At 62.7% G+C, this 20,029-nt stretch carries 20 protein-coding genes; 5 read left to right on the top strand and 15 right to left on the bottom strand.

All coding sequences use genetic code 11. The features are described 5' to 3' along the window. Positions 1-189 precede the first annotated feature (189 nt). The 9 genes from msrQ to mrcB form a co-directional block, all read right to left on the bottom strand. Positions 190-786, bottom strand: coding sequence for a protein-methionine-sulfoxide reductase heme-binding subunit MsrQ (gene msrQ, locus G1E_RS01010; RefSeq protein WP_009685389.1), 597 nt, complete (start codon positions 784-786; stop codon positions 190-192). After that, complete coding sequence (msrP, locus tag G1E_RS01005) at positions 786-1,799, bottom strand: protein-methionine-sulfoxide reductase catalytic subunit MsrP (protein ID WP_009685388.1); 1,014 nt, start codon at positions 1,797-1,799, stop codon at positions 786-788. Before msrP ends, msrQ begins: the two co-directional genes overlap by 1 nt. Before the next feature lie 79 nt (positions 1,800-1,878). After that, a complete protein-coding gene (pssA, locus tag G1E_RS01000) occupies positions 1,879-2,730 on the bottom strand; it encodes a CDP-diacylglycerol--serine O-phosphatidyltransferase (RefSeq protein WP_009685387.1) in 852 nt (283 codons plus the stop codon). Between the two features lie 150 nt (positions 2,731-2,880). Then, entirely contained in the window at positions 2,881-3,897 is a 1,017-nt protein-coding gene (gene ilvC / locus G1E_RS00995; protein WP_009685386.1) for a ketol-acid reductoisomerase, read from the bottom strand. 56 nt (positions 3,898-3,953) lie between these two features. Continuing rightward, positions 3,954-4,445, bottom strand: a complete 492-nt coding sequence (gene ilvN, locus G1E_RS00990) for an acetolactate synthase small subunit (RefSeq protein ID WP_003250040.1) — start codon at positions 4,443-4,445, stop codon at positions 3,954-3,956. A 1-nt stretch (position 4,446) separates the two neighbouring features. Beyond that, positions 4,447-6,171, bottom strand: a complete 1,725-nt coding sequence (locus G1E_RS00985) for an acetolactate synthase 3 large subunit (protein WP_009685385.1) — start codon at positions 6,169-6,171, stop codon at positions 4,447-4,449. A 408-nt stretch (positions 6,172-6,579) separates the two neighbouring features. Continuing rightward, entirely contained in the window at positions 6,580-6,912 is a 333-nt protein-coding gene (locus G1E_RS00980) for a YqcC family protein (protein ID WP_009685384.1), read from the bottom strand. Further along, the gene (locus G1E_RS00975; RefSeq protein ID WP_033690908.1) at positions 6,912-7,715 is read right to left on the bottom strand and encodes a tetratricopeptide repeat protein; all 804 of its coding nucleotides are present in this window, start codon (positions 7,713-7,715) and stop codon (positions 6,912-6,914) included. The genes G1E_RS00980 and G1E_RS00975 overlap by 1 nt, the downstream gene beginning before the upstream one ends. Before the next feature lie 15 nt (positions 7,716-7,730). Beyond that, positions 7,731-10,052, bottom strand: coding sequence for a penicillin-binding protein 1B (mrcB, locus tag G1E_RS00970; RefSeq protein ID WP_009685382.1), 2,322 nt, complete (start codon positions 10,050-10,052; stop codon positions 7,731-7,733). A gap of 115 nt (positions 10,053-10,167) precedes the next feature. Between mrcB and G1E_RS00965 the strand changes: the two genes are divergently transcribed. Together G1E_RS00965 and G1E_RS00960 are read left to right on the top strand one after the other, a co-directional pair. Continuing rightward, the gene (locus G1E_RS00965) at positions 10,168-11,730 is read left to right on the top strand and encodes a bifunctional aminoglycoside phosphotransferase/ATP-binding protein (RefSeq protein ID WP_009685381.1); all 1,563 of its coding nucleotides are present in this window, start codon (positions 10,168-10,170) and stop codon (positions 11,728-11,730) included. Positions 11,731-11,967: 237 nt separating this feature from the next. Further along, the gene (locus G1E_RS00960) at positions 11,968-12,246 is read left to right on the top strand and encodes a TfoX/Sxy family protein (protein ID WP_009685380.1); all 279 of its coding nucleotides are present in this window, start codon (positions 11,968-11,970) and stop codon (positions 12,244-12,246) included. Positions 12,247-12,427: 181 nt separating this feature from the next. Here G1E_RS00960 and G1E_RS00955 read toward each other — a convergent pair whose 3' ends face one another. The 4 genes from G1E_RS00955 to G1E_RS00940 are packed head-to-tail and all read right to left on the bottom strand — an operon-like array spanning position 12,428 to position 16,049. Beyond that, complete coding sequence (locus G1E_RS00955) at positions 12,428-13,312, bottom strand: ChaN family lipoprotein (protein WP_009685379.1); 885 nt, start codon at positions 13,310-13,312, stop codon at positions 12,428-12,430. Positions 13,313-13,363: 51 nt separating this feature from the next. Then, on the bottom strand, positions 13,364-14,131 hold the full coding sequence (locus G1E_RS00950) for a heme ABC transporter ATP-binding protein (RefSeq protein ID WP_009685378.1): 768 nt from the start codon (positions 14,129-14,131) through the stop codon (positions 13,364-13,366). Beyond that, the gene (locus tag G1E_RS00945; RefSeq protein WP_175442641.1) at positions 14,131-15,114 is read right to left on the bottom strand and encodes an iron ABC transporter permease; all 984 of its coding nucleotides are present in this window, start codon (positions 15,112-15,114) and stop codon (positions 14,131-14,133) included. The genes G1E_RS00950 and G1E_RS00945 overlap by 1 nt, the downstream gene beginning before the upstream one ends. 50 nt (positions 15,115-15,164) lie before the next feature. Continuing rightward, the gene (locus G1E_RS00940; RefSeq protein WP_033690907.1) at positions 15,165-16,049 is read right to left on the bottom strand and encodes a hemin ABC transporter substrate-binding protein; all 885 of its coding nucleotides are present in this window, start codon (positions 16,047-16,049) and stop codon (positions 15,165-15,167) included. Positions 16,050-16,196: 147 nt separating this feature from the next. On the opposite strand from G1E_RS00940, the gene G1E_RS00935 reads away from it, so the two are divergent. Continuing rightward, positions 16,197-16,514, top strand: coding sequence for a Rieske (2Fe-2S) protein (locus tag G1E_RS00935; protein WP_009685374.1), 318 nt, complete (start codon positions 16,197-16,199; stop codon positions 16,512-16,514). Here G1E_RS00935 and sfsA read toward each other — a convergent pair. Both sfsA and G1E_RS00925 read right to left on the bottom strand, forming a co-directional pair. After that, the gene (gene sfsA / locus G1E_RS00930) at positions 16,504-17,217 is read right to left on the bottom strand and encodes a DNA/RNA nuclease SfsA (RefSeq protein ID WP_009685373.1); all 714 of its coding nucleotides are present in this window, start codon (positions 17,215-17,217) and stop codon (positions 16,504-16,506) included. The genes G1E_RS00935 and sfsA overlap by 11 nt on opposite strands. Next, positions 17,217-18,389 (bottom strand): pyridoxal phosphate-dependent aminotransferase, encoded by a 1,173-nt coding sequence (locus G1E_RS00925; protein WP_047149556.1) that lies wholly within the window; start codon positions 18,387-18,389, stop codon positions 17,217-17,219. The genes sfsA and G1E_RS00925 overlap by 1 nt, the downstream gene beginning before the upstream one ends. Positions 18,390-18,599: 210 nt before the next feature. Here G1E_RS00925 and dksA point away from each other — a divergent pair, with 210 nt between their 5' ends. After that, positions 18,600-19,046: an RNA polymerase-binding protein DksA gene (gene dksA / locus G1E_RS00920; protein ID WP_009685370.1), complete on the top strand. Its 447-nt coding sequence runs from the start codon at positions 18,600-18,602 to the stop codon at positions 19,044-19,046. A 63-nt stretch (positions 19,047-19,109) separates the two neighbouring features. Continuing rightward, positions 19,110-19,997, top strand: coding sequence for a tRNA glutamyl-Q(34) synthetase GluQRS (gene gluQRS / locus G1E_RS00915; RefSeq protein WP_047149555.1), 888 nt, complete (start codon positions 19,110-19,112; stop codon positions 19,995-19,997). The last annotated feature ends 32 nt before the right edge of the window (positions 19,998-20,029 follow it).

The following is a 20,029-nucleotide window of genomic DNA, read 5'->3' as shown; positions in this document are numbered from 1 at the left end:
GAGGGCGTCAACCTTTAATTTCATTTATTTGAAATATTCCAGGCGAAGGCTGTTTTGAGGCCGCGAAGCGCCGCGCGGGCGGCGCTCGATCTCACAGGCACTGAATGTGTTGTGGCGGACACCTCCCAACCCAACCACTATCTGTAGACGGCCCATTGCCCAACCTAAACCCAACCACAACAACCCCCCCTACCGCCTGACCAGCCCAGCCAACCTCCGCGAAACCGCCGGAATCCTCAGCCCCATCAACACAACCCCAACAAACGCATAAACCGCCCACTCCCGCAGATCCGAACGCACGATCCACAAGAAATGCAGCAACCCCAACCCCAACACCGCATACACCACCCGGTGCAGCTTCTTCCACCGCGCGCCAAGCCGCCGCTGGCTATACCGGTTCGAGGTAACCGCCAACGCCAACAACCCAAGAAACCCCAGCGCCCCGACAATAATGTAAGGCCGCTTGCGCAGCTCCACCGCCAACTGCCCCCAATCCAGCCCGAGAATAAAGAACAGGTAACAGAGAATGTGCAGCACGATATACGCAAACACCCATAACCCCAGCTGCCGCCGCACCACGATCCAACCCGACCACCCCGTCAGCTTCTGCAGCGGCGTCATGCTCAAGGTCACCAGCAGGAAGATCAGCGCGCCAAGCCCCAACCGGTCCATCATGATCTTGCCCGGGTCAGGCCCCAGCAACCCCGTTGCCGCTTCGTACAACCACCAGGCAGGAAACAGGCAGCCCACAATAAAGATCGCCAGACGAAACCAGGGATAGCGCATCAGTAGTTCTTCCGCAGGTCGAGCCCGGCATAGAGCGAGGCCACTTCATCGGCATAGCCATTGAACATTTGCGTCTCCCGCACATTGGGACTGAAAAGCCCGCTAGGCAGCCGCCGCTCCCGCGCCTGGCTCCAGCGCGGGTGATCGACAGTGGGGTTCACATTGGCGTAGAACCCATATTCATCGGGTGCCAGGCCCTGCCAGGTAGTTCCGGGCTGCTCGGCCACCAGGCTGATGCGCACGATCGACTTGATGCTCTTGAAACCATACTTCCACGGCACCACCAGCCGCAGCGGTGCACCATTCTGGTTGGGCAACTCGCGGCCATACATGCCTACCGCAAGAACCGCCAAGGGGTGCATCGCTTCGTCCAGCCGCAGCCCTTCTCTATAAGGCCAGTCGATCAGCGCAAAACCCGAGCGTTGGCCAGGCATATGCTCCGGGTCTTTCAGGGTTTCGAAGCGCACGTACCGGGCCTTTGAAGTAGGCTCGACCTGCTTCAGTACCTGAGCCAATGGGAACCCCAGCCATGGGATGACCATCGACCAGGCCTCTACACAACGCAGCCGGTAGATGCGCTCTTCAAGCTGGTAGGGTTTGACGAAGTCTTCCAGGGCATAGCGCCCAGGCTTGCCGACTTCACCATCCACTACAACCGACCAGGGCTCGGTTTTCAGGCTGTCGCCATTGGCCGCCGGGTCGCCCTTGTCGGGGCCGAACTCATAGAAGTTGTTGTAGTGGGTAGCGTCCTTGAACGGCGTGATCGCCTCCCCTTTGGCCGTGACTGCCTGCCACTGCGTGGCGCCGAGCTTTTCCGTGAACCAGCCAGACGCCCTGCCCGGCTCGACATCGGCATAACGGCTGGCCTCGGCCGCACGACCAACACTGGGCAATGCGCCCAGGGCCAGGCCGGCCAACGAGCCACCCAACAAGGTACGACGGGACAGGTAAATGCCTTCGGGGGTGATCTCCGATGCCTTGCACTCGGACGACCTGGGAAGCTTGATGAGCATGAGCGGCTCCATAGCACTAGGTAACGGACGTACCAGTAAGACTATGGAGCCGGCGGGTTATTCCAGCGTTAAGCGTTTTTTACGCTTTACGGCGGCGCGACTTGAGCAGGAACTGGATAGGCCCCGAAGCCGCGTAGGCGAGGAAGATCAGCAGCAGGATACGCGGCGGGTCGCTGAACACCACGGCAAACACCAGCACCACGGCAAGGATGGCCACAAATGGCACACGGCCCTTGAGGTCCAGCTCCTTGAAGCTGTTGTACTTGATGTTACTGACCATCAGCATGCCTGCAGCCGCCACCAACAGCGCCACCAGGAACGACAGCTTGGAGCCCTGAATACCGTAGTCGCTGAACGCCCACACGGTGCCGGCCACAACACCCGCGGCAGCCGGGCTGGCCAGGCCGATGAAGTAGCGCTTGTCGGCGGTGCCGACCTGGGTGTTGAAGCGTGCCAGGCGCAGCGCGGCGCCGGCAACATAGATGAAGGCGACCATCCAGCCAACCTTGCCCATGTCACCCAACGCCCAGCCGAAGGCCAGCAAGGCCGGGGCCACACCGAAGGCGACCATGTCCGACAGCGAGTCATACTCGGCGCCGAACGCGCTTTGGGTATTGGTCATGCGCGCGACACGGCCGTCGAGGCCATCGAGCACCATGGCCACGAAGATGGCAATGGCGGCAAAGGCGAAATACTTGCTCGCTTCACGCGGGTCGCCAGCGCTCAGGGCGCTCTGTGCGCTCATCGAGCTGATGATGGAATAAAAGCCGGCAAACAGGTTGGCGGTGGTGAACAGGTTGGGCAGCAGGTAGATGCCGCGGTGGCGCACCTTGCGACCTTCGGCGTCATGGCCTTCTTCAACGTGCTCATCGACCGGTAGCAGGCTTTCGGCGTCGGAGGGCTTGTTCGGCTCTTCGGGACGTTCGCTCATGGAGGGTACCTTGCAACAGGATGGAAAATGTTCGACACGGGCCCGCGAAACAGGTTCTGACGGCAGGCCACTGGTCTGCTTTATACCAGATGCTGACTGCCAGAACGAAAAAACGCGGCCGAAGCCGCGTTTTTCATGTTGCGATGCTACTTAGTTCTTGGCTTTGTCGACGATCTTGTTCGCCGAAATCCAAGGCATCATCGAGCGCAGTTGCTCACCGATGATCTCGATGCCGTGCGAAGCGTTGTTACGACGCTTGGCGGTCATCGATGGGTAGTTGGTGGCGCCTTCGGAGATGAACATCTTCGCGTACTCGCCGTCCTGGATGCGCTTCAGTGCGTTGCGCATGGCCTTGCGGGATTCTTCGTTGATGACTTCTGGGCCGGTGACGTACTCACCGTACTCTGCGTTGTTGGAGATCGAGTAGTTCATGTTGGCGATACCGCCTTCGTACATGAGGTCAACGATCAACTTCAGCTCGTGCAGGCATTCGAAGTAGGCCATTTCTGGCGCGTAGCCAGCTTCAACCAGGGTTTCGAAACCGGCTTTGACCAGCTCTACGGTACCGCCGCACAGAACAGCCTGCTCACCGAACAGGTCGGTTTCGGTCTCGTCCTTGAAGGTGGTTTCGATGATACCGGTACGGCCACCACCCACGCCAGCGGCGTAGGACAGGGCGACGTTCTTGGCGTTGCCCGAAGCGTCCTGGTAGATCGCGATCAGGTCAGGGATACCACCGCCCTTGACGAACTCGGAGCGCACGGTGTGGCCCGGCGCTTTCGGCGCGATCATGATCACGTCCAGGTCGGCGCGCGGCACAACCTGGTTGTAGTGGATCGAGAAGCCGTGGGAGAAGGCCAGGGTAGCGCCCTTCTTGATGTTCGGCTCGATTTCGTTCTTGTACAGCGTGCCCTGGAACTCGTCCGGGGTCAGGATCATCACCAGGTCAGCCGCAGCGACAGCGGTAGCAACATCGGCAACTTTCAGGCCGTGGGCTTCAGCCTTGGCAACGGTAGCCGAACCTTTACGCAGACCGACGGTAACGTCTACACCGGAGTCCTTCAGGTTGCACGCCTGAGCGTGGCCCTGGGAGCCGTAACCGATGATGGCGACTTTCTTGCCCTGGATGATGGAAAGGTCGCAGTCTTTATCGTAGAAAACTTTCATGAAAATACCCCTGGTTATATCTCGGCCCCCTGCGGAGCCATCGCTAATTTTTAAATTCAGATGCTGAGCACTTTGTCGCCACGGGCAATGCCGGTAACGCCGCTGCGCACGGTTTCGAGAATCGATGCGGTGCCGATGGCCTGAATGAAGCTGTCCAGTTTGTCGCTGGTACCGCTCAGTTGTACGGTGTACACGCTGGCAGTCACATCGACGATCTGGCCACGGAAGATATCCGTGGTGCGCTTGATCTCGGCGCGCTGGGCACCGGTGGCCTTGACCTTGACCAGCATCAGCTCGCGCTCGATGTGGGCGCTTTCCGACAGGTCGACGAGCTTGACCACTTCTACCAGCTTGTTCAGGTTCTTGGTGATCTGTTCGATCACTTCGTCATGGCCAACGGTGGTCAGCGTCAGACGCGACAGGGTCGGGTCTTCGGTCGGCGCCACGGTCAGGCTTTCAATGTTGTAGTTGCGCTGGGAGAACAGGCCGACCACACGGGACAAAGCACCGGGTTCGTTTTCCAGCAGCAGGGAAATGATATGCCGCATATCAGGTACGCTCCGTCTTGCTCAGCCACATGTCACGCATCGAGCCATCCTTGATCTGCATCGGATAGACGTGCTCACTGCGGTCAACCGCGATGTCGATGAATACCAGGCGGTCCTTCATCGCAAACGCTTCTTCCAGCATCGGCTTGAGGTCCTTCAGGCTGGTGATGCGGATACCCACATGGCCATAGGCCTCGGCCAGCTTGATGAAGTCAGGCAGCGACTCGACATACGAGTGCGAGTGACGACCGTTGTAGGCCATGTCCTGCCATTGGCGGACCATGCCCAACACCCCGTTGTTCAGGTTGACGATCTTCACCGGCAGGCCGTACTGCATGCAGGTGGACAGCTCCTGGATGTTCATCTGGATGCTGCCTTCGCCGGTCACGCAGGCCACGTCCTGGTCCGGGAAGTTGAGCTTGATGCCCATCGCCGCCGGGAAGCCGAAGCCCATGGTGCCCAGGCCACCGGAGTTGATCCAGCGGTTCGGCTTGTTGAAACGGTAGTACTGCGCCGCGAACATCTGGTGCTGACCTACGTCGGAGGTGACGAAGGCATCGCCTTTGGTCACTTCGCACAGGGTCTCGATGACTTTCTGCGGCTTGATGACATTGCCGTCGCCCTTGTCGTAAGGGAACAGCTCACCATTGCCACGCCACTCGTCGATCTGCTTCCACCAGGCATCCAGCGCGGCCTTGTCGGGCTGCTCGCCGATTTCCTTGAGGATACCGAGCATTTCGCTGAGCACGCTGTCGACCGGGCCAACGATAGGTACATCGGCTTTGATCATCTTCGAGATCGACGCCGGGTCGATATCGACATGGATGATCTTGGCATTCGGGCAGAACTTGGCCGGGCCGTTGACCACGCGGTCGTCGAAACGCGCACCGACGGCGAAGATCACGTCGGCATTGTGCATGGCCATGTTGGCGGTGTAGCTGCCGTGCATGCCGAGCATGCCGAGGAACTGGCGATCAGTACCCGGGAAGCCGCCCAACCCCATGAGGGTGTTGGTGACAGGCAGGTTCAGCGACTTGGCGATTTCGGTCAGCGCTTCGGAGCCACCGCCCAGGATCACACCGCCACCGGCGTAGACGATTGGGCGCTTGGCAGCCAGCAGCATCTCGGCCGCCTTGCGGATCTGGCCGGAGTGGCCACGGACCGCTGGGCTGTACGAGCGCAGCTTGACCTTTTTCGGGTAGACGTATTCGAACTTTTCAGCCGGGTTGGTCATGTCTTTTGGAATGTCGACCACGACTGGACCTGGGCGACCGGATTGCGCCAGGTAGAACGCCTTTTTCAGAATTTCAGGGATCTCGGTCGGGTGCTTGATCATGAAGCTGTGCTTCACGATCGGCCGCGAGATACCGATCATGTCGGTTTCCTGGAAGGCATCGGTACCTACCATGGTGCTAGGCACCTGGCCGGACAGGATGACCATCGGAATCGAGTCCATGTAGGCGGTGGCAATACCGGTGATGGCATTGGTCGCGCCCGGGCCGGAGGTTACCAGCACCACACCGGCCTTGCCGGTGGCGCGGGCGTAGCCGTCCGCCATATGGGTTGCCGCCTGTTCGTGACGAACCAGGATGTGTTCCACTTCCGGTTCTTTGAACAGCGCGTCGTAAACATGCAGGAGAGCACCACCAGGGTACCCGTAGATGTGCTTAACGCCTTCGTCACGCAAGAAGCGGACGACCATCTCAGCGCCAGATAAAAGCTCCACGTTGTTCACCTCTAAAACGCCAGAATACCGCCCCTTCAGGACGGGTCTTAATAGGTTTACTGCCAAGCAGAGCATGAGCGAACGTCAGCACTGACTGAGCAAGTATTGGGAGCGCCCCAGAGTGTTGCGGGGTTTTCCCACCCAGCGCGAGGTAACGCGTTGCGGGGTGTAACAGGTCGGCGCGGGTGTGCGCCTCATGATCTGCTTAGCGGGTCTGCTTCTGGCAGTCCCTCTAAAGCGGAAGTTGGATTCTTGTGATTCGGCGCGCACAAGTCAAGAAAAATTATTGCCAATTTTTCCCCGAGATGAATTCTTGCAACCACTAAAAATCGCTTCAGCAGCAGAATTAATAAGATTTCCATAAAAAAGGGCCACAATCTGCGGCCCTTGACGAAAAAACTGAAGAAATCAGGCAGAAGGAGCGATCAATTGGTCAAAAGCTGCCAACAGCCGGCGCAGCTCACGACTTTGCTCCGGCCGGTCGGCAAACACCGTTTCGGCCATGACCAGGATGCTGGAGGCATTTGGCAGCGGCTGGCCGAGCTCGATGATGATCTTCATGCGTTGCAGGAAGATCCATTGCAGCCATTGCTCGAAACGCAAGGTATCGACGGCGAAGGGCACCGTACTGGCCAGCGCCTCGTCGCTCGGTGGCTCGTCCTCCCACCAGCCTTGCACCTGCAGTTCACGCTCGATCAGCAGCAGGTGGTCGGCGATGTCCAGAATACGTTGCTCGATCATCAGGAACTGACCCGCGCTTTTTGCCGGGCCAAGGCGGCGCCAGCGCTATCGCCCTGTTTTTCACGGGCCTGTGCGATGGTGTTCCACAGTTCGGCCTGCAGGCTGGGGCGGCCGTTGGCGTAGGTCAGGGCGCGACGCGCCAGCTGCTCGGCCTGCGGGGCATCGCCTTGTGACAAACGCACCTGGGCCAGGCGGTAGAGCACCTGCGGTTCGCGCGGGGCAATGCGCTGGGCACGCTCCAGGCTGGAAGCAGCGCCGTTGAAATCGCCACTGCCCTGCTGGGTGGTGGCGGTGGTCAGCAGTGCCAGTACCGGGCCGTCCAGTTGCTCGTCAGCCGCCAGGCCACCTGCAGCCGTGTTGCTGCGCGGAATACCGGTGGGGGCACTGGTGCTTTGTGGGGCGCTGTTCATCGCCGCGATATCGAACGGTTCGTCGGCGATCGGGTTGGGGTTGGTGGTCATGGGCGCCGACGTGGCCGGCCCGGTAGTGATCGGCCCCGGCGTGATCGGCGCGGTGCTGATCGGCGCCGCGCCATTGGCCGCCGGGAAGGTCTGGATGCCCGAAGCGCCTGCGCCCTGCGGGATCATCACGGTGACGCCGGAATCCTCAGGCATTGTTTGCGCTTGCGCGGTGCCAGCGTTGTAACCACCCGCCGGGCGGTTGGCAGACACGCGCTCGCTGTTCGACACGCGGGTGCTCGAATCGACCACCGGAATATTGCCGCGCGGGACGCTGGAGCACCCCTGGAGCACAGCCAGCGCCGTCACGGCAGGAAACAGCCACTTGTTCACGTCACACCTCATCAATGCAGCCTGCGCTTAATTCATCCAGCCCTTGACCCAGTCCATGACCGATTCAGCTGGATTCTGCTCGCCGCCACAGGTTGCGCCGGCGGGCGGTTCACTGCCGCGAATATACGGCATCTGTACCGCTCCCGGACAGCTGCCGTCAGACCCTTGGCCGCTGTAGGGGTCGATCCAGGCCTGTACCACGTTGTCCGGTTGCGGCATGTCCAGCGGCAGCGGGTCGGCCTTCTTCATGAAGCTGGTCCATACCTGCAGGGCACCGGTGGCGCCGGTGAACGGTGTTTTCCCGTTATCGTCGCGGCCCATCCACACCACCGCCAGCAAATCCTGGCTGAAACCAGAGAACCAGCTGTCGCGCGAGTCGTTGCTGGTACCGGTCTTGCCCGCCAGGGTCAACGAGCGCGGCAAGGTGTTGTACACCGAGCGCCCGGTACCTTCGCGCATCACTCGCTGCATGGCGTTCTGCACCAGGTAGATGGCACCCGGGTCAAAGGTTTGCTGGATCTGGAACGGGTAGCGCTTGAGCGGTTCGCCCTCGGCGGTGAGCACGCTGCGAATACCGCGCATCGGCGTGTTGAAGCCACCATTGGCAATGGTCTGGTACATGGTCGCGACCTGCATCGGCGACATGCCGCCAGCCCCCAGCAGCATGGCCGGGAAGGCTGGCCAGTCGACATTCACCCCCAGCCGGCCGATGGTCTTGATCACGTTTGGCACCCCCACTTCCAGGCCGATCTTGGCAGTCGACAGGTTGTAGGAATTGGCCAGCCCCTGGTACAGGTAGATCGTGCCGTGCGGGCGGCGGTCATAGTTTTGTGGGCGCCAGACCTGGCCGTCGCCACCCTTGACCGAGAACGGCTCATCCTGCACCCAGCTGGTCAGGGTGTACTTGCTCGGCTGCTCCAGCGCGGTCAGGTAGACAGCCGGCTTGACCAGCGAGCCGATCGGCCGCGAGGCATCGATGGCGCGGTTGAAGCCCGCGAAACCTGCCTGGCGGCTGCCGATCAGGGCCTGTACCTCGCCGGTTTCCGGGTTGGTCACGACCATCGCCGATTCGACCTCGTCCGCCCCTTTGCGCCCGGCCAGGCGCTTGAACGTCTCGCTCATCGAGGCTTCGGCCTTCATCTGCAGGATCGGGTCGAAGCTGGTAAAGATACGCAAGCCTTCCTCGGTCAAGTCTTCATCGCGGTAGTCCTGGCGCAACTGCCGCTTGACCAGGTCGAGGAAGGCCGGGAACGAGCTGTCGGCCAGGCTGCCACGTTTGGTCACGCCCAGCGGCATCTTCTTCGCTGCATCGACCTCCTCCTGGCTGGCCACGCCTTGCTCGGCCACCAGGTCGAGCACCAGGTTGCGGCGGGCCAGGGCACGTTCGGGGTAACGCCGCGGGTTGTAGTAGGACGGGCCCTTGACCATGCCCACCAACAAGGCGATCTGGTGCAGCTTCAACTCCGACAGCGGCTGGCTGAAGAAGAACTGGCTGGCCAGGCCGAAGCCGTGCACGGCACGCTGGCCGTCCTGCCCGACAAAGACCTCGTTGAGGTAGGCCTCGAGGATTTCGCGCTTGTCGTAATGCAGTTCAAGCAGCACCGCCATCATCGCTTCGGTCACTTTGCGGCTGAGGCTGCGCTCGCTGCTGAGGTAGAAGTTCTTCACCAACTGCTGGGTCAAGGTACTGCCACCCTGGCGCATCGAGCCGGATGAAGTATTAACCCACATGGCCCGGGCGATGGACTTGGGCGACACGCCATGGTGGCTGTAGAAGTCGCGGTCTTCCGTGGCAACCAGGGTCTCGAGCAGGTACTTGGGCACCTGGTCGATCTTGATCAGAATGCGGTCTTCAAGGTTTTTCGGGTAGATACCGCCGATCATCAGCGGCTCCAGGCGCACCACGTCAAGCGCCTTGCCATTGGCCCCGGAAAGGCCGGCCACGTAATCGCCGGAGAAGCGCACGCGCACGAATTGCGCGGGCTCCATGCCCTCGTAGAACTGGAAGCCACGGGTGTTGAGGTCGACGGTATTGCCGTTGACGGCGGCCGCCCCCGGGCCGTTGGCCGCGCTTTCACGCCGGTAGCCAAGCGCGTCGAGCTCGGTGAGGAAGTCGTTCTTGCTCAGTTTCTGGCCGGTGAACAGCTCCAACGGCCGTGCATACACCTTGGCCGGGATGGTCCAGCGCTTGCCAGAGAACTTCTCCTGGACAACGGCATCGAGGTAAACCGCGAAGCCGGCGACGATCACCAGGCCTACCAGGCTGAGCTTCAAAGCCCAGCCCAGCCAGGCGCGGGAGCGGCCGGTCGGGCGTTTTTGAGGGGTACGGGGAGTTCGGGTTCGGGTCATGACGGCGGATTATACGCACTTTGGAAAGACTGGGCAGCCGGCCCGGCGGTAGGCAGGGACGGCACCATTGACCATAATGATGCATTCGAATTCCCTGCCCCCGGAAGGATTTGCCGTGAGCCAAGCTCTTATCACTGCGTTGCAGAACCCCGCCCTGTACCCCCACCCCGTGGACGGGTTCCAGCTCATCGAGACGCATATCTCCTGGGTGCTGCTGACGGGCGAGTACGCCTACAAGATCAAGAAGCCGATGAACTTCGGCTTTCTCGACTTCACTGGCCTGGACCAGCGCCAGCATTTCTGTAACGAAGAATTGCGCCTGAACCAGCGCCTGACCGACGGCCTGTACCTGGACGTTTTGCCGATCACCGGTAGCGCCGATGCGCCGCAGCTCGCCGGCGAAGGCCAGGCCATCGAATATGCACTGAAGATGCGCCAGTTCCCCCAAGGCCAGATGCTCAGCACCTTGCAGGCCAATGGCGAACTGAACGCCACGCACATCGACCAGATGGCCCGGCAGATTGCCGAATTCCACCTGCAGGCCCCGCGGGTACCGGTCGAGCACCCACTGGGCACGCCGGAGGCCGTCATGGCGCCGGTGGAGCAGAACTTCGAGCAGATTCGCCCGTTCCTCAGCGACAAGGCCGACCTGCAGCAGCTAGACGCCCTGCAAGCCTGGGCACGCAGCAGCTTCGAGCGCCTGCATGGCCTGCTGGAAAAACGCAAGGCCAATGGCTTCATTCGCGAATGCCACGGTGACATTCACTTGGGCAACGCCACGCTGATCGATGGCCAGGTGGTGATCTTCGACTGCATCGAATTCAACGAACCGTTCCGCCTGACCGACGTCTACGCCGACACCGGCTTCCTGGCGATGGACCTGGAAGACCGCGGCCTCAAGTGCCTGGCCCGGCGCTTCATCAGCCAGTACCTGGAACTGACCGGCGACTACGAGGGCCTGGAGCTGCTCAACTTCTACAAGGCGTACCGCGCACTGGTGCGGGCCAAGGTCGCCCTGTTCAGCATGCCGGCCAATGCCGATGGCGTGCAGCGTGCCACCACCCTGCGCACCTACCGCAACTACGCCAACCTGGCAGAAAGCTACAGCGCCATCCCTTCGCGCCTGCTGGCCATCACCCACGGTGTATCGGCAGTGGGCAAAAGCCATGTGGCCATGCGCATGGTCGAGGCCCTGGGCGCGGTGCGCGTGCGTTCCGACGTAGAGCGCAAGCGCTTGTACGGCGAACAGCAGCAGGTTGAGGCCGCCCAGCTCAGCACCGGCATCTATGCCGAGGAGGCCAGCACTGCCACTTACCGGCGCCTGCACGAAGTCGCCGCGACCGTACTGCGGGCAGGGTTCCCGGTGGTGCTGGATGCCACCTACCTCAAACGCGAACAGCGCCAGGCTGCGGCCGAGGTCGCCAGCCAGACTGGCGTGCCGTTCCTGATTCTGGACTGCCACGCGCCGGACGCGGTAATCGCCAGCTGGCTGGAGCAGCGCCAGGCCGAGAACAGCGACCCGTCGGATGCCACCCTGGAGGTGGTCAAGGCGCAGCAGGCCAGCCGAGAGGCGCTGGATACGCAGGAGCTGGTGCAGAGCACCCACGTTGACACCCAGACTGCTGGCAGCATGGACCAGGTGATCGAGCAGATTCGCCAGCGTCTGCCTGGCTTGTAAGCTAGCCGGTTTCCTGGGCCGGCCCTTCGCGGGCTTGCCCCTCCTACAGGTAAACCACAGCCCCTGAAGGCTGCGCCGAACCTGTGGGAGCGGGCCAGCCCGCGAAGAGGCCGGCACAGGGCATCTCATCGCCCCGATGGCAAAAAGCCGCGTATTCCCCAACCCCCGCTACACTCCTCTCTGACCTGCTCGCGATTTATCTCCCCATGACACGTTCAGCCATCGCAAGGAGGCTCGATGAACGATGAATTGCAGCATCTGAAAAACCTTGGCAAGACCTCTGCGCAGTGGCTGCATGCGGCCGGCATTCACAGTGCATCGGATCTGCGCCGCCTGGGTGCGGTGGGTGCATACCAGGCCGTGAAGACGCGAGGGTTTCGCGCATCGAAGGTGCTGTTGTATGCCATAGAAGGCGCCCTGCTGGATATGCACTGGAACGATTTGCCACTCGAACGCAAGGAAGCCCTCAACCAACAACTGGATGCGAAAAACCCCGCGCAAAAAAATCCAAAATAAGCGCGAAAAGGGGATTGACGTCTAAATGAGAATTGTTATGATTATCACAACTGGTCGCGAGACTGGTTGGATAAGCTAAGAGCCCCTGGTTCGGACTCTCAGATTATCTCCTCATCAGGCTAATCACGGTTATTGACCCGGCAATTTGCCGGGTCTTTTTTTTGCCCAAGGTTTCCATGTCTTATCGTTTCAGCTGCGCGCAATAATCCTGCTCTGGCGTCGCCGCCGTGTACCACACGTAATCGGCCTCACCGGCATCAACCTTCTCGCCCACCTCGGCCAGCATCAGCACCTTGCTCGCACCCTGCGCACCCAAGTCACTCAGGTGCAACGGCACGCCCAGGTCCTTACGCACGTGATAGGCCCCGGCAAACAGCAGTGCCGGTTGCGGCGCCGCCAGCAAGCGCTCGGCCATGCGCCGGTCACGCTGCTGCTGCACGGCCAGCATCGCCGGTAGCTGGCTTTCCGGCAGCATCCCGCAATGCCCGGTGCGTACCTGCTGCAGCAAGCTCGCCCTGACCGTCGCGGCATTGGATTTCTCGCCCGCCAATGGCGCCGGCTGCCGGTAGGCGTGGCGCATTTCACTTGGGGAAAGGTTGGCGGCCAGCAGGGGGACCTGCTGTTGCAGGGCTGCACGCACGATCGGCCCGTACAACTGCCAGTCCCAGCCCTCCTGCCACGCCAGTGCCTTGGGCAAGTCTGCCGGCAAGGGTTGCCCTTTGAGCCTGTCCACCCGCGGCTGCTGTTCAGGTTGCAGCATCTCCAGCAATAGGCTGCCCTGGGCACGCTGGCTCTGCAGGGCGTGCAGCAACCACACTTGCAGTGCGTGGTGGTCGGGGTTGTCATGTTTTTCGCCGACCAGTACTCGCGGTGCGGTAGCCAAACGCTGTACCAGTTGGTCCGGGCTGATTACCTGCCCGCTGCCGAGATCGACCACCCGCCCAAGCTGGGCATGCGTGCGCCCTTCGGTGCTCTGCCAGGCAGGGAACGGTGGCAGGCTGGCCTGGCAGCCGCCCAATACCAGTAACATGCACAGCGAAAAACCGGACAACAGCGGGTGTCGCATTGGCAGAAGCTCCATGGGTAGCGGCCGCTCACGACCACGATCGGGCCGGCTTTAACGGGTAATGATCAGCGGGTGGCCACGCTCAGGATGTGCCTGCACCAGCACGTCGATCCCGTACACGGCCTTCAACGCTGCCGGCGTCAGCACCTGTTCAGGCGAGGCAAAGGCATGGCAACGCCCCTGCTCCAGCAACAGGATCCGGTCACAGTAGCGCGCCGCCAGGTTCAGGTCATGCAAGATCACCAGCACCGCGGCGCCGCGGTCGGCAAAGCGGCGCACAGCCTCCAGGGTAGTGTGCTGGTGCAGCGGGTCGAGCATCGAGGTGGGCTCATCGAGCAACAAGGTAGTGCCCTGCTCCCCCGGCCACAACTGTGCCAGCACACGGGCAAGGTGCACGCGTTGCCGCTCGCCGCCGGACAACGCCAGGTAACTGCGCCCTACCAGGTGCCAGGCATCTGCTGCCTGCAACGCCGCTTCGACAATTTCGGCGTCGCGCCGCTGCCCGGTGCCGTGCGGCATGCGGCCCATGGCCACCACTTCCTCGACGCTGAACGAAAACCCCAGGCTCGACACCTGAGGCAATACGGCCAGGCGCCGGGCCCGCTCTTGTCCAGGCCAATCACCGAGGCCGCGCCCCTGCAACGTCACCCGCCCACGGTCTGGCACCAGCTCGCCACACATCACGCCCAACAGGCTGCTCTTACCCGCGCCGTTGGGGCCGAGCACGCCCACCACCTGGCCGGGGGGCAATTGCAGATCAATGTCATGCAGCACCTCGTTGCTGCCCCGCCGCAAGTGCAGGCCCTCGGCATGCAACATCAGCTGCGCCCTCGCACCAGCAGGAACAGAAAGAACGGCGCCCCGACAAAGGCCGTGACAATACCGATCGGCAACTCGGCAGGTGCCAGCAGCAGCCGTGCCGCCAGGTCGGCAAACAGCATGAGCACACCGCCAGCCAGCAGCGAGGCTGGCAACAACACCCGGTGATCCGGCCCGGCCAGCAAGCGCACCAGGTGCGGCACCACCAGGCCGATAAAGCCGATCAGGCCGGCAGCCGCAACAGCCGCACCCACCCCAAGCGCCGTGCAGAACACCAGTTCGCGCTTGAGCCGCTCCACATCAACGCCCAGGTGGCGGGCCTCGGATTCCCCCAAAAGCAAGGCATTCAGCGCTTTGGCCCGCCGTGGCAGCCACAGTGCAACACCCGCCGCCACCAGCAATAACGGCCATAGCCGGTCGTAGCTGGCACCGTTGAGGCTGCCCAGGTTCCAGAAGGTCAACGTACGCAACGTGGCGTCATCGGCCAGGTAAGAGAACAACCCCACCACCGCGCCGCCCAGTGCCGTCATCGCGACCCCGGCCAGCAGCATGGTGGCCACGTTGGTCTGCCCATCGCGGCGGCCCAGGCGGTAGACCAGCGCCGTCACGCCAAGGCCCCCGACAAAGGCACAGAACGACAGCAAATAGGGTGCAACGGACTCTGGCAGGCCGCCGAACCAGGCCCCGCCGACAATAGCGAGCGCCGCGCCCACTGCCGCCCCGGCGGCCACCCCGACCAAACCCGGATCGGCCAGCGGATTACGGAACAACCCCTGCATGGCGACCCCGGACAACGCCAGCACCGCGCCCACTGCCAGCCCAAGCAAGGTGCGTGGCAGACGGATCTGGCCGAGGATCATTTCGGCCTGCTGCAAGCCGTCGGCGGTAACGGGCAGGCCCATCAACCGCAGGCCCGCGCGCAGGGTATCGAACAGCGGCAGGCTGACCGGCCCCAGCGCCAGCGACAGCCACACCGCCAGCAGGCACAGCAGGCTCAGGCAAATGAACAACGTACGTGGCTGAACCCGCTGTTTCATTGGGCGAAGCTGGCCTTGGCTGCCGGGTAGAAGGTAGCTGCCAGTGATTGCAAGGTCGCCGGCAGGCGCGGCCCAAGCCCACCGACCAGCAGCGTGGGGTCAAGCGATACCAGGCGTTGCCCACGCACGGCACGCGAAGCCGCCAGCGCCGGGTTTTCTTTCAACAAAGCCTGCAGCGCCTGCTCATCGGCCTGCGCCCGGTCGGAAAACACGATCACATCCGGGTCCAGGGCAGCCAATGCTTCGTTCGAGAACTGCTTGTAGCCCTGATGCTCTGCCAGGTTGCGCCCACCGGCCTGGCCCAGCAGCCAGTCACCGGCGGTGCCATGCCCGGCGATCAGCGGCTTGGCCCCAGCGTGCCCGACCAGCAGCAACACCCCGGGTGCCTTGTGCTGCGCCTGGGCCTGCTGGACCTTGGCCTGCAAGGTTTGCAGTTGCTGATGGTAACCCGCGGCCAGCGCAGTGGCCTGGGGTTCTGCATCCAGCAGTTGCCCCAACTGCTTGAGGTTGCTGTCTACCGCCGCCAGCTCGGCTTTACTGGAAAACAGCTCGACACGCACACCGGCCTTGCGGATTTGCGCCAGTACCGGCGGCGGGCCCATTTCTTCGGTACCCACCAGCACATCCGGGCGCAGGCTGAGCACGCCCTCGGCCGACAGCTGGCGCTGGTACCCCACGCTGGGCAGCGACTTCAACGAAGCTGGGTGCTGACTGGTCGTGTCCACCCCCACCAGCCGCGCTTCACCACCCAACGCGCATATCCACTCGCTCAGCGCGCCGCCGGCGCTGACCCAGCGTTGCGGCAGGTCTGCCGCCAGGGCCTGGCTAGAGAGCACAAGGCTTGCACACAAGGCGAGCAAAGCGACGGGACGACGCATCATCGGGTTCCTTCTGAAGGCGAGCTGCACGCCTTGTGGCGAGCGGCGGAACTGCGCACCATGGGAAGCCGGACGCAGTGAATGCGGGCAATTTGATAATTATTCGCATTGACGCGTCAAGCCATCATCTGTTTCACGAGTCGTACTGCCATGCATTTTCTTTGTACCTCACCCAGCCTGGCCGAGGGCCAGGCACGCGCCTTCAGCGTAGACGGCCTGCAACTGTTCGGCGTGCGCCGCCAGGGCCAGGTCTACCTGTACCGCAACCGCTGCCCACACAAGGGCATCCCGTTGAACTGGGCACAGGAGCGGTTTCTCGATGACAGCGCGAGCCTGATCCAGTGCGGCCATCACGGCGCCCTGTTCCTGATCGAGAGCGGCGAATGCGTGGCCGGCCCCTGTGACGGTGAGCAGTTACAGGCCCTGGGCTGCCATGAAGACACCCAGGGCGTCTGGCTCAAGGGTTGAGCAGCACCGGCAAGCGGCGGTCTATGGCGATACCCTGCGGGTCCAGGCGCGTGCCGTATGCCAGCACTTCCACCCCGCCCGCCACCGCAGCACGCAACGCCTGGGCGTAAGCGGCATCGATCTCCTCGGCAGGGCGCACCGCGTCGATGCCGGTCAGGTTGACGCAATACAGTTGCACCGCCCGTATGCCTTGGCTGGCCAGCTTCGCCAGCTCGCGCAGGTGCTTGGCCCCGCGCTGGGTCACCGCATCGGGAAACGCCGCAACCGGGCTATCGGGGTAGCCCAGGGTCACGCTCTTGACCTCGACGTAGGCCGGGGCACCGTCGAACTCCAGGCGGAAGTCGATGCGGCTGCCCTCCTCGCCATACGCCACCTCACGCCTGAGTGCCGTGAACCCGGCCAGCTCGGCGATCGTACCGGCGTGCAGCGCCTCTTCAACCAGGGCATTGGCCCGCCCGGTATTCACGCACGCCAACCGGCCCTGTGGGGTTTCGCTGATTTCCCAGGTGCCCGGCAGTTTGCGCTTGGGGTCGTTGGAGCGGCTGAACCACACCCGCCCGCCTTCACGCATGCAATTGAGCATGGAGCCGGTATTCGGGCAGTGGATGGTCAACTGCTCGCCGCTGGCCAGTTCGATATCGGCCAGGAACCGTTTGTAGCGGCGCAGCAGGCGGCCGTGTTCGAGTGCAGGTGAAAAAAGCATCAGCCTTGCCAGCTCCGCAAGCCACGGGCAATGCGATGCACCGCCTCCTCCAGGCGCGGCAGGCTTTGCGTGTAGGCAAAGCGCACATGGTGCCCGGCCAGGTGGCGACCGAAGTCCAGGCCCGGGGTGAAGGCCACGTGTTCGGTCTCCAGGAAATGCCGGCAGAAGGCAAACGCATCACCGCCATAAGCGCTGATATCGGCATATAGATAGAACGCCCCCTGCGGCTCAACGGCAATGCGGAAACCCAGCTCGCGCAGCGCCGGCAGCAGGTAGTCGCGGCGGCGGGCAAATTCGGCGCGACGCTGTTCGAAGATGGCCAGGGTTTCGGGCTGGAAGCACGCCAGCGCAGCATGCTGTGCCATGCTCGGCGCACTGATGTACAGGTTCTGCGCCAGTTTCTCCAGGTCGGCCACGGCCTGCGGTGGCGCCACCAGCCAGCCAAGGCGCCAGCCGGTCATACCGAAATACTTGGAAAAACTATTCAGGACGAACGCCGAGTCATCCACTTCCAGCACGCTGGGCGCATCCATGCCGTACGTCAGCCCATGGTAAATCTCGTCGACTACCAAGTGGCCGTGCCGTTCACGGGTGGCCTTGGCCAGGCTGGCCAGTTCGGTACGGCCCAGCACCGTGCCGGTCGGGTTGGCCGGCGAGGCGACCAAGGCGCCAACGGTATCCTGGTCCCAGTAGCGCTGCACCAGGTCGGCGGTCAACTGGTAGTTCACCTCCGGGCCGACCGGTACCAGCTGCGCCCCGCCTTCTACCAGGCGCAGGAAGTGGCGGTTACACGGGTAGCCCGGGTCAGCCAGCAGCCAGTGCTTGCCGGGGTCGACCAGCAGGCTGCTGGCCAGTAACAGGGCGCCTGAGCCGCCTGGGGTAATGATAATGCGCTGCGGGTCGATGCTCAGGCCATAGCGCTGTGCATAGAACCCGGCTATCGCTTCGCGCAGCGCCGGCAGGCCGCGTGCGGCGGTATAGCGGGTGTGGCCGGCGGCCAGCGCGGCCTGGCCCGCAGCCACAATCGGTGCTGCGGTGGTGAAGTCCGGCTCGCCGATTTCCAGGTGGATCACGTCGTGGCCGGCCGCCTGCAGCTCGTTGGCCCGCGCCAGCAGTGCCATGACATGGAAAGGTTCGATGGCGCGGCTGCGCGCGCTGTAGGGGTGGGCCATGACCTTCTCTCAATAGCGGCTAAACTGAAGATTCTACCTGCGTAAGCAATCGAACGTACCGCTCAGGCCGGTGTCTGTTAGCAGGATCGGGCGGGCTAGCGCACCCCCGATCTATCTGGTAAGTTCGGCGGCTCGCAGTCGCAGGGCCGGCGGTCGCCGGAGATGGAGCATCCTGCGCATTGGATCAGATGAGTGAGAGGCGGTCTATTCATGTCCACCGTAGAAAAGCAAAAAACCGGTCAGACCATGTACGGTGTCGAGCCTTACGTAGAGTCCAAGGGTGAAGAATACATGGGTGAGCCCATGAAAAAGCACTTCACCAAGCTTCTCGGCGCCTGGAAGCAAGAGCTGATGACCAGTGTGGACCGCACTGTGGATCACATGAAGGACGAGGCAGCCAACTTCCCCGACCCGGCCGACCGTGCCAGCCAGGAAGAAGAATTCGCCCTTGAGCTGCGCAACCGCGACCGCGAGCGCAAGCTGATCAAGAAAATCGACAAGACCCTCGACAAGATCAAGGCCGACGAATACGGCTGGTGCGAGTCGTGCGGCATCGAGATCGGCCTGCGCCGTCTGGAAGCCCGCCCTACCGCCGACCTGTGCTTCGACTGCAAGGAAATCGCCGAGAAAAAGGAAAAAACGGTCGGCAAAGGCTGATCTTTCTTCCCACCGAACGGGGCGCATCATGCGCCCCGTTGCATTTATATACCCAGCCAGACCATGACCAACTCCAGCTACATTGGGCGCTTTGCCCCCACCCCCAGCGGTTTCCTGCACTTTGGCTCACTGGTGGCTGCACTCGCCTCCTGGCTGGATGCCCGCGCGGTCGACGGCCGCTGGCTGCTGCGCGTGGAAGACACCGACCCGCCCCGGGAAATGCCCGGCGCCCGTGACGCCATCTTGCAAACCCTCGAACGCTACGGCCTGCACTGGGACGGCGAAGTGGTGTTTCAAAGCCAGCGCCACGACGCCTATGCCGCGGTGGTCGACCGCCTGTTCAACATGGGCCTGGCCTATGCCTGCACCTGCTCGCGCAAGCAACTGGAGGCCTATGGCGGCATCTACCCAGGCTTGTGCCGTAACGCCGGGCATGCGCGCGAGGGCGCGGCGATCCGCTTGCGGGTGCCAGAGCTGATCTACCGTTTCAGCGACCGCGTACAGGGTGCTTACCAGCAGCACCTGGGCCGCGACGTGGGCGATTTCGTGATACAGCGCCGCGATAGCCTGTATGCCTACCAGCTGGCCGTGGTACTGGACGATGCCTGGCAAGGTGTAACCGACATCGTGCGCGGTGCCGACCTGCTCGACAACACCCCGCGCCAGTTGTACCTGCAAGAGCTGCTGGGCTTTTCGCAGCCGCGCTATCTGCACATACCGCTGATCGTGCAGCCGGACGGCCACAAGCTTGGCAAGTCATACCGTTCGCCGCCGTTGCAGGCCGAGCAGGCCACGCCGCTGTTGTTGCGGGCGTTGCGGGCGCTGGGGCAGGCGACTGAACCGCAGTTGCTGCTGGCAACGCCGGCTGAAGTATTGGCCGTGGCCCGCCAGCAGTGGCGGCCCGAAGCGATTGCGCAGCGCACGACGGTGCCAGAGGCTGAACTGCGCTGAGGCCTTGCCGGCCCTATCGCAGGCAAGCCAGC

Origin of the sequence: Pseudomonas sp. TJI-51, assembly GCF_000190455.2 — a bacterium.
GTDB lineage: Bacteria > Pseudomonadota > Gammaproteobacteria > Pseudomonadales > Pseudomonadaceae > Aquipseudomonas > Aquipseudomonas juntendi.
Note: the sequence above shows the minus strand (reverse complement) of the source record. Positions and strands in the feature narration are given on the sequence as shown.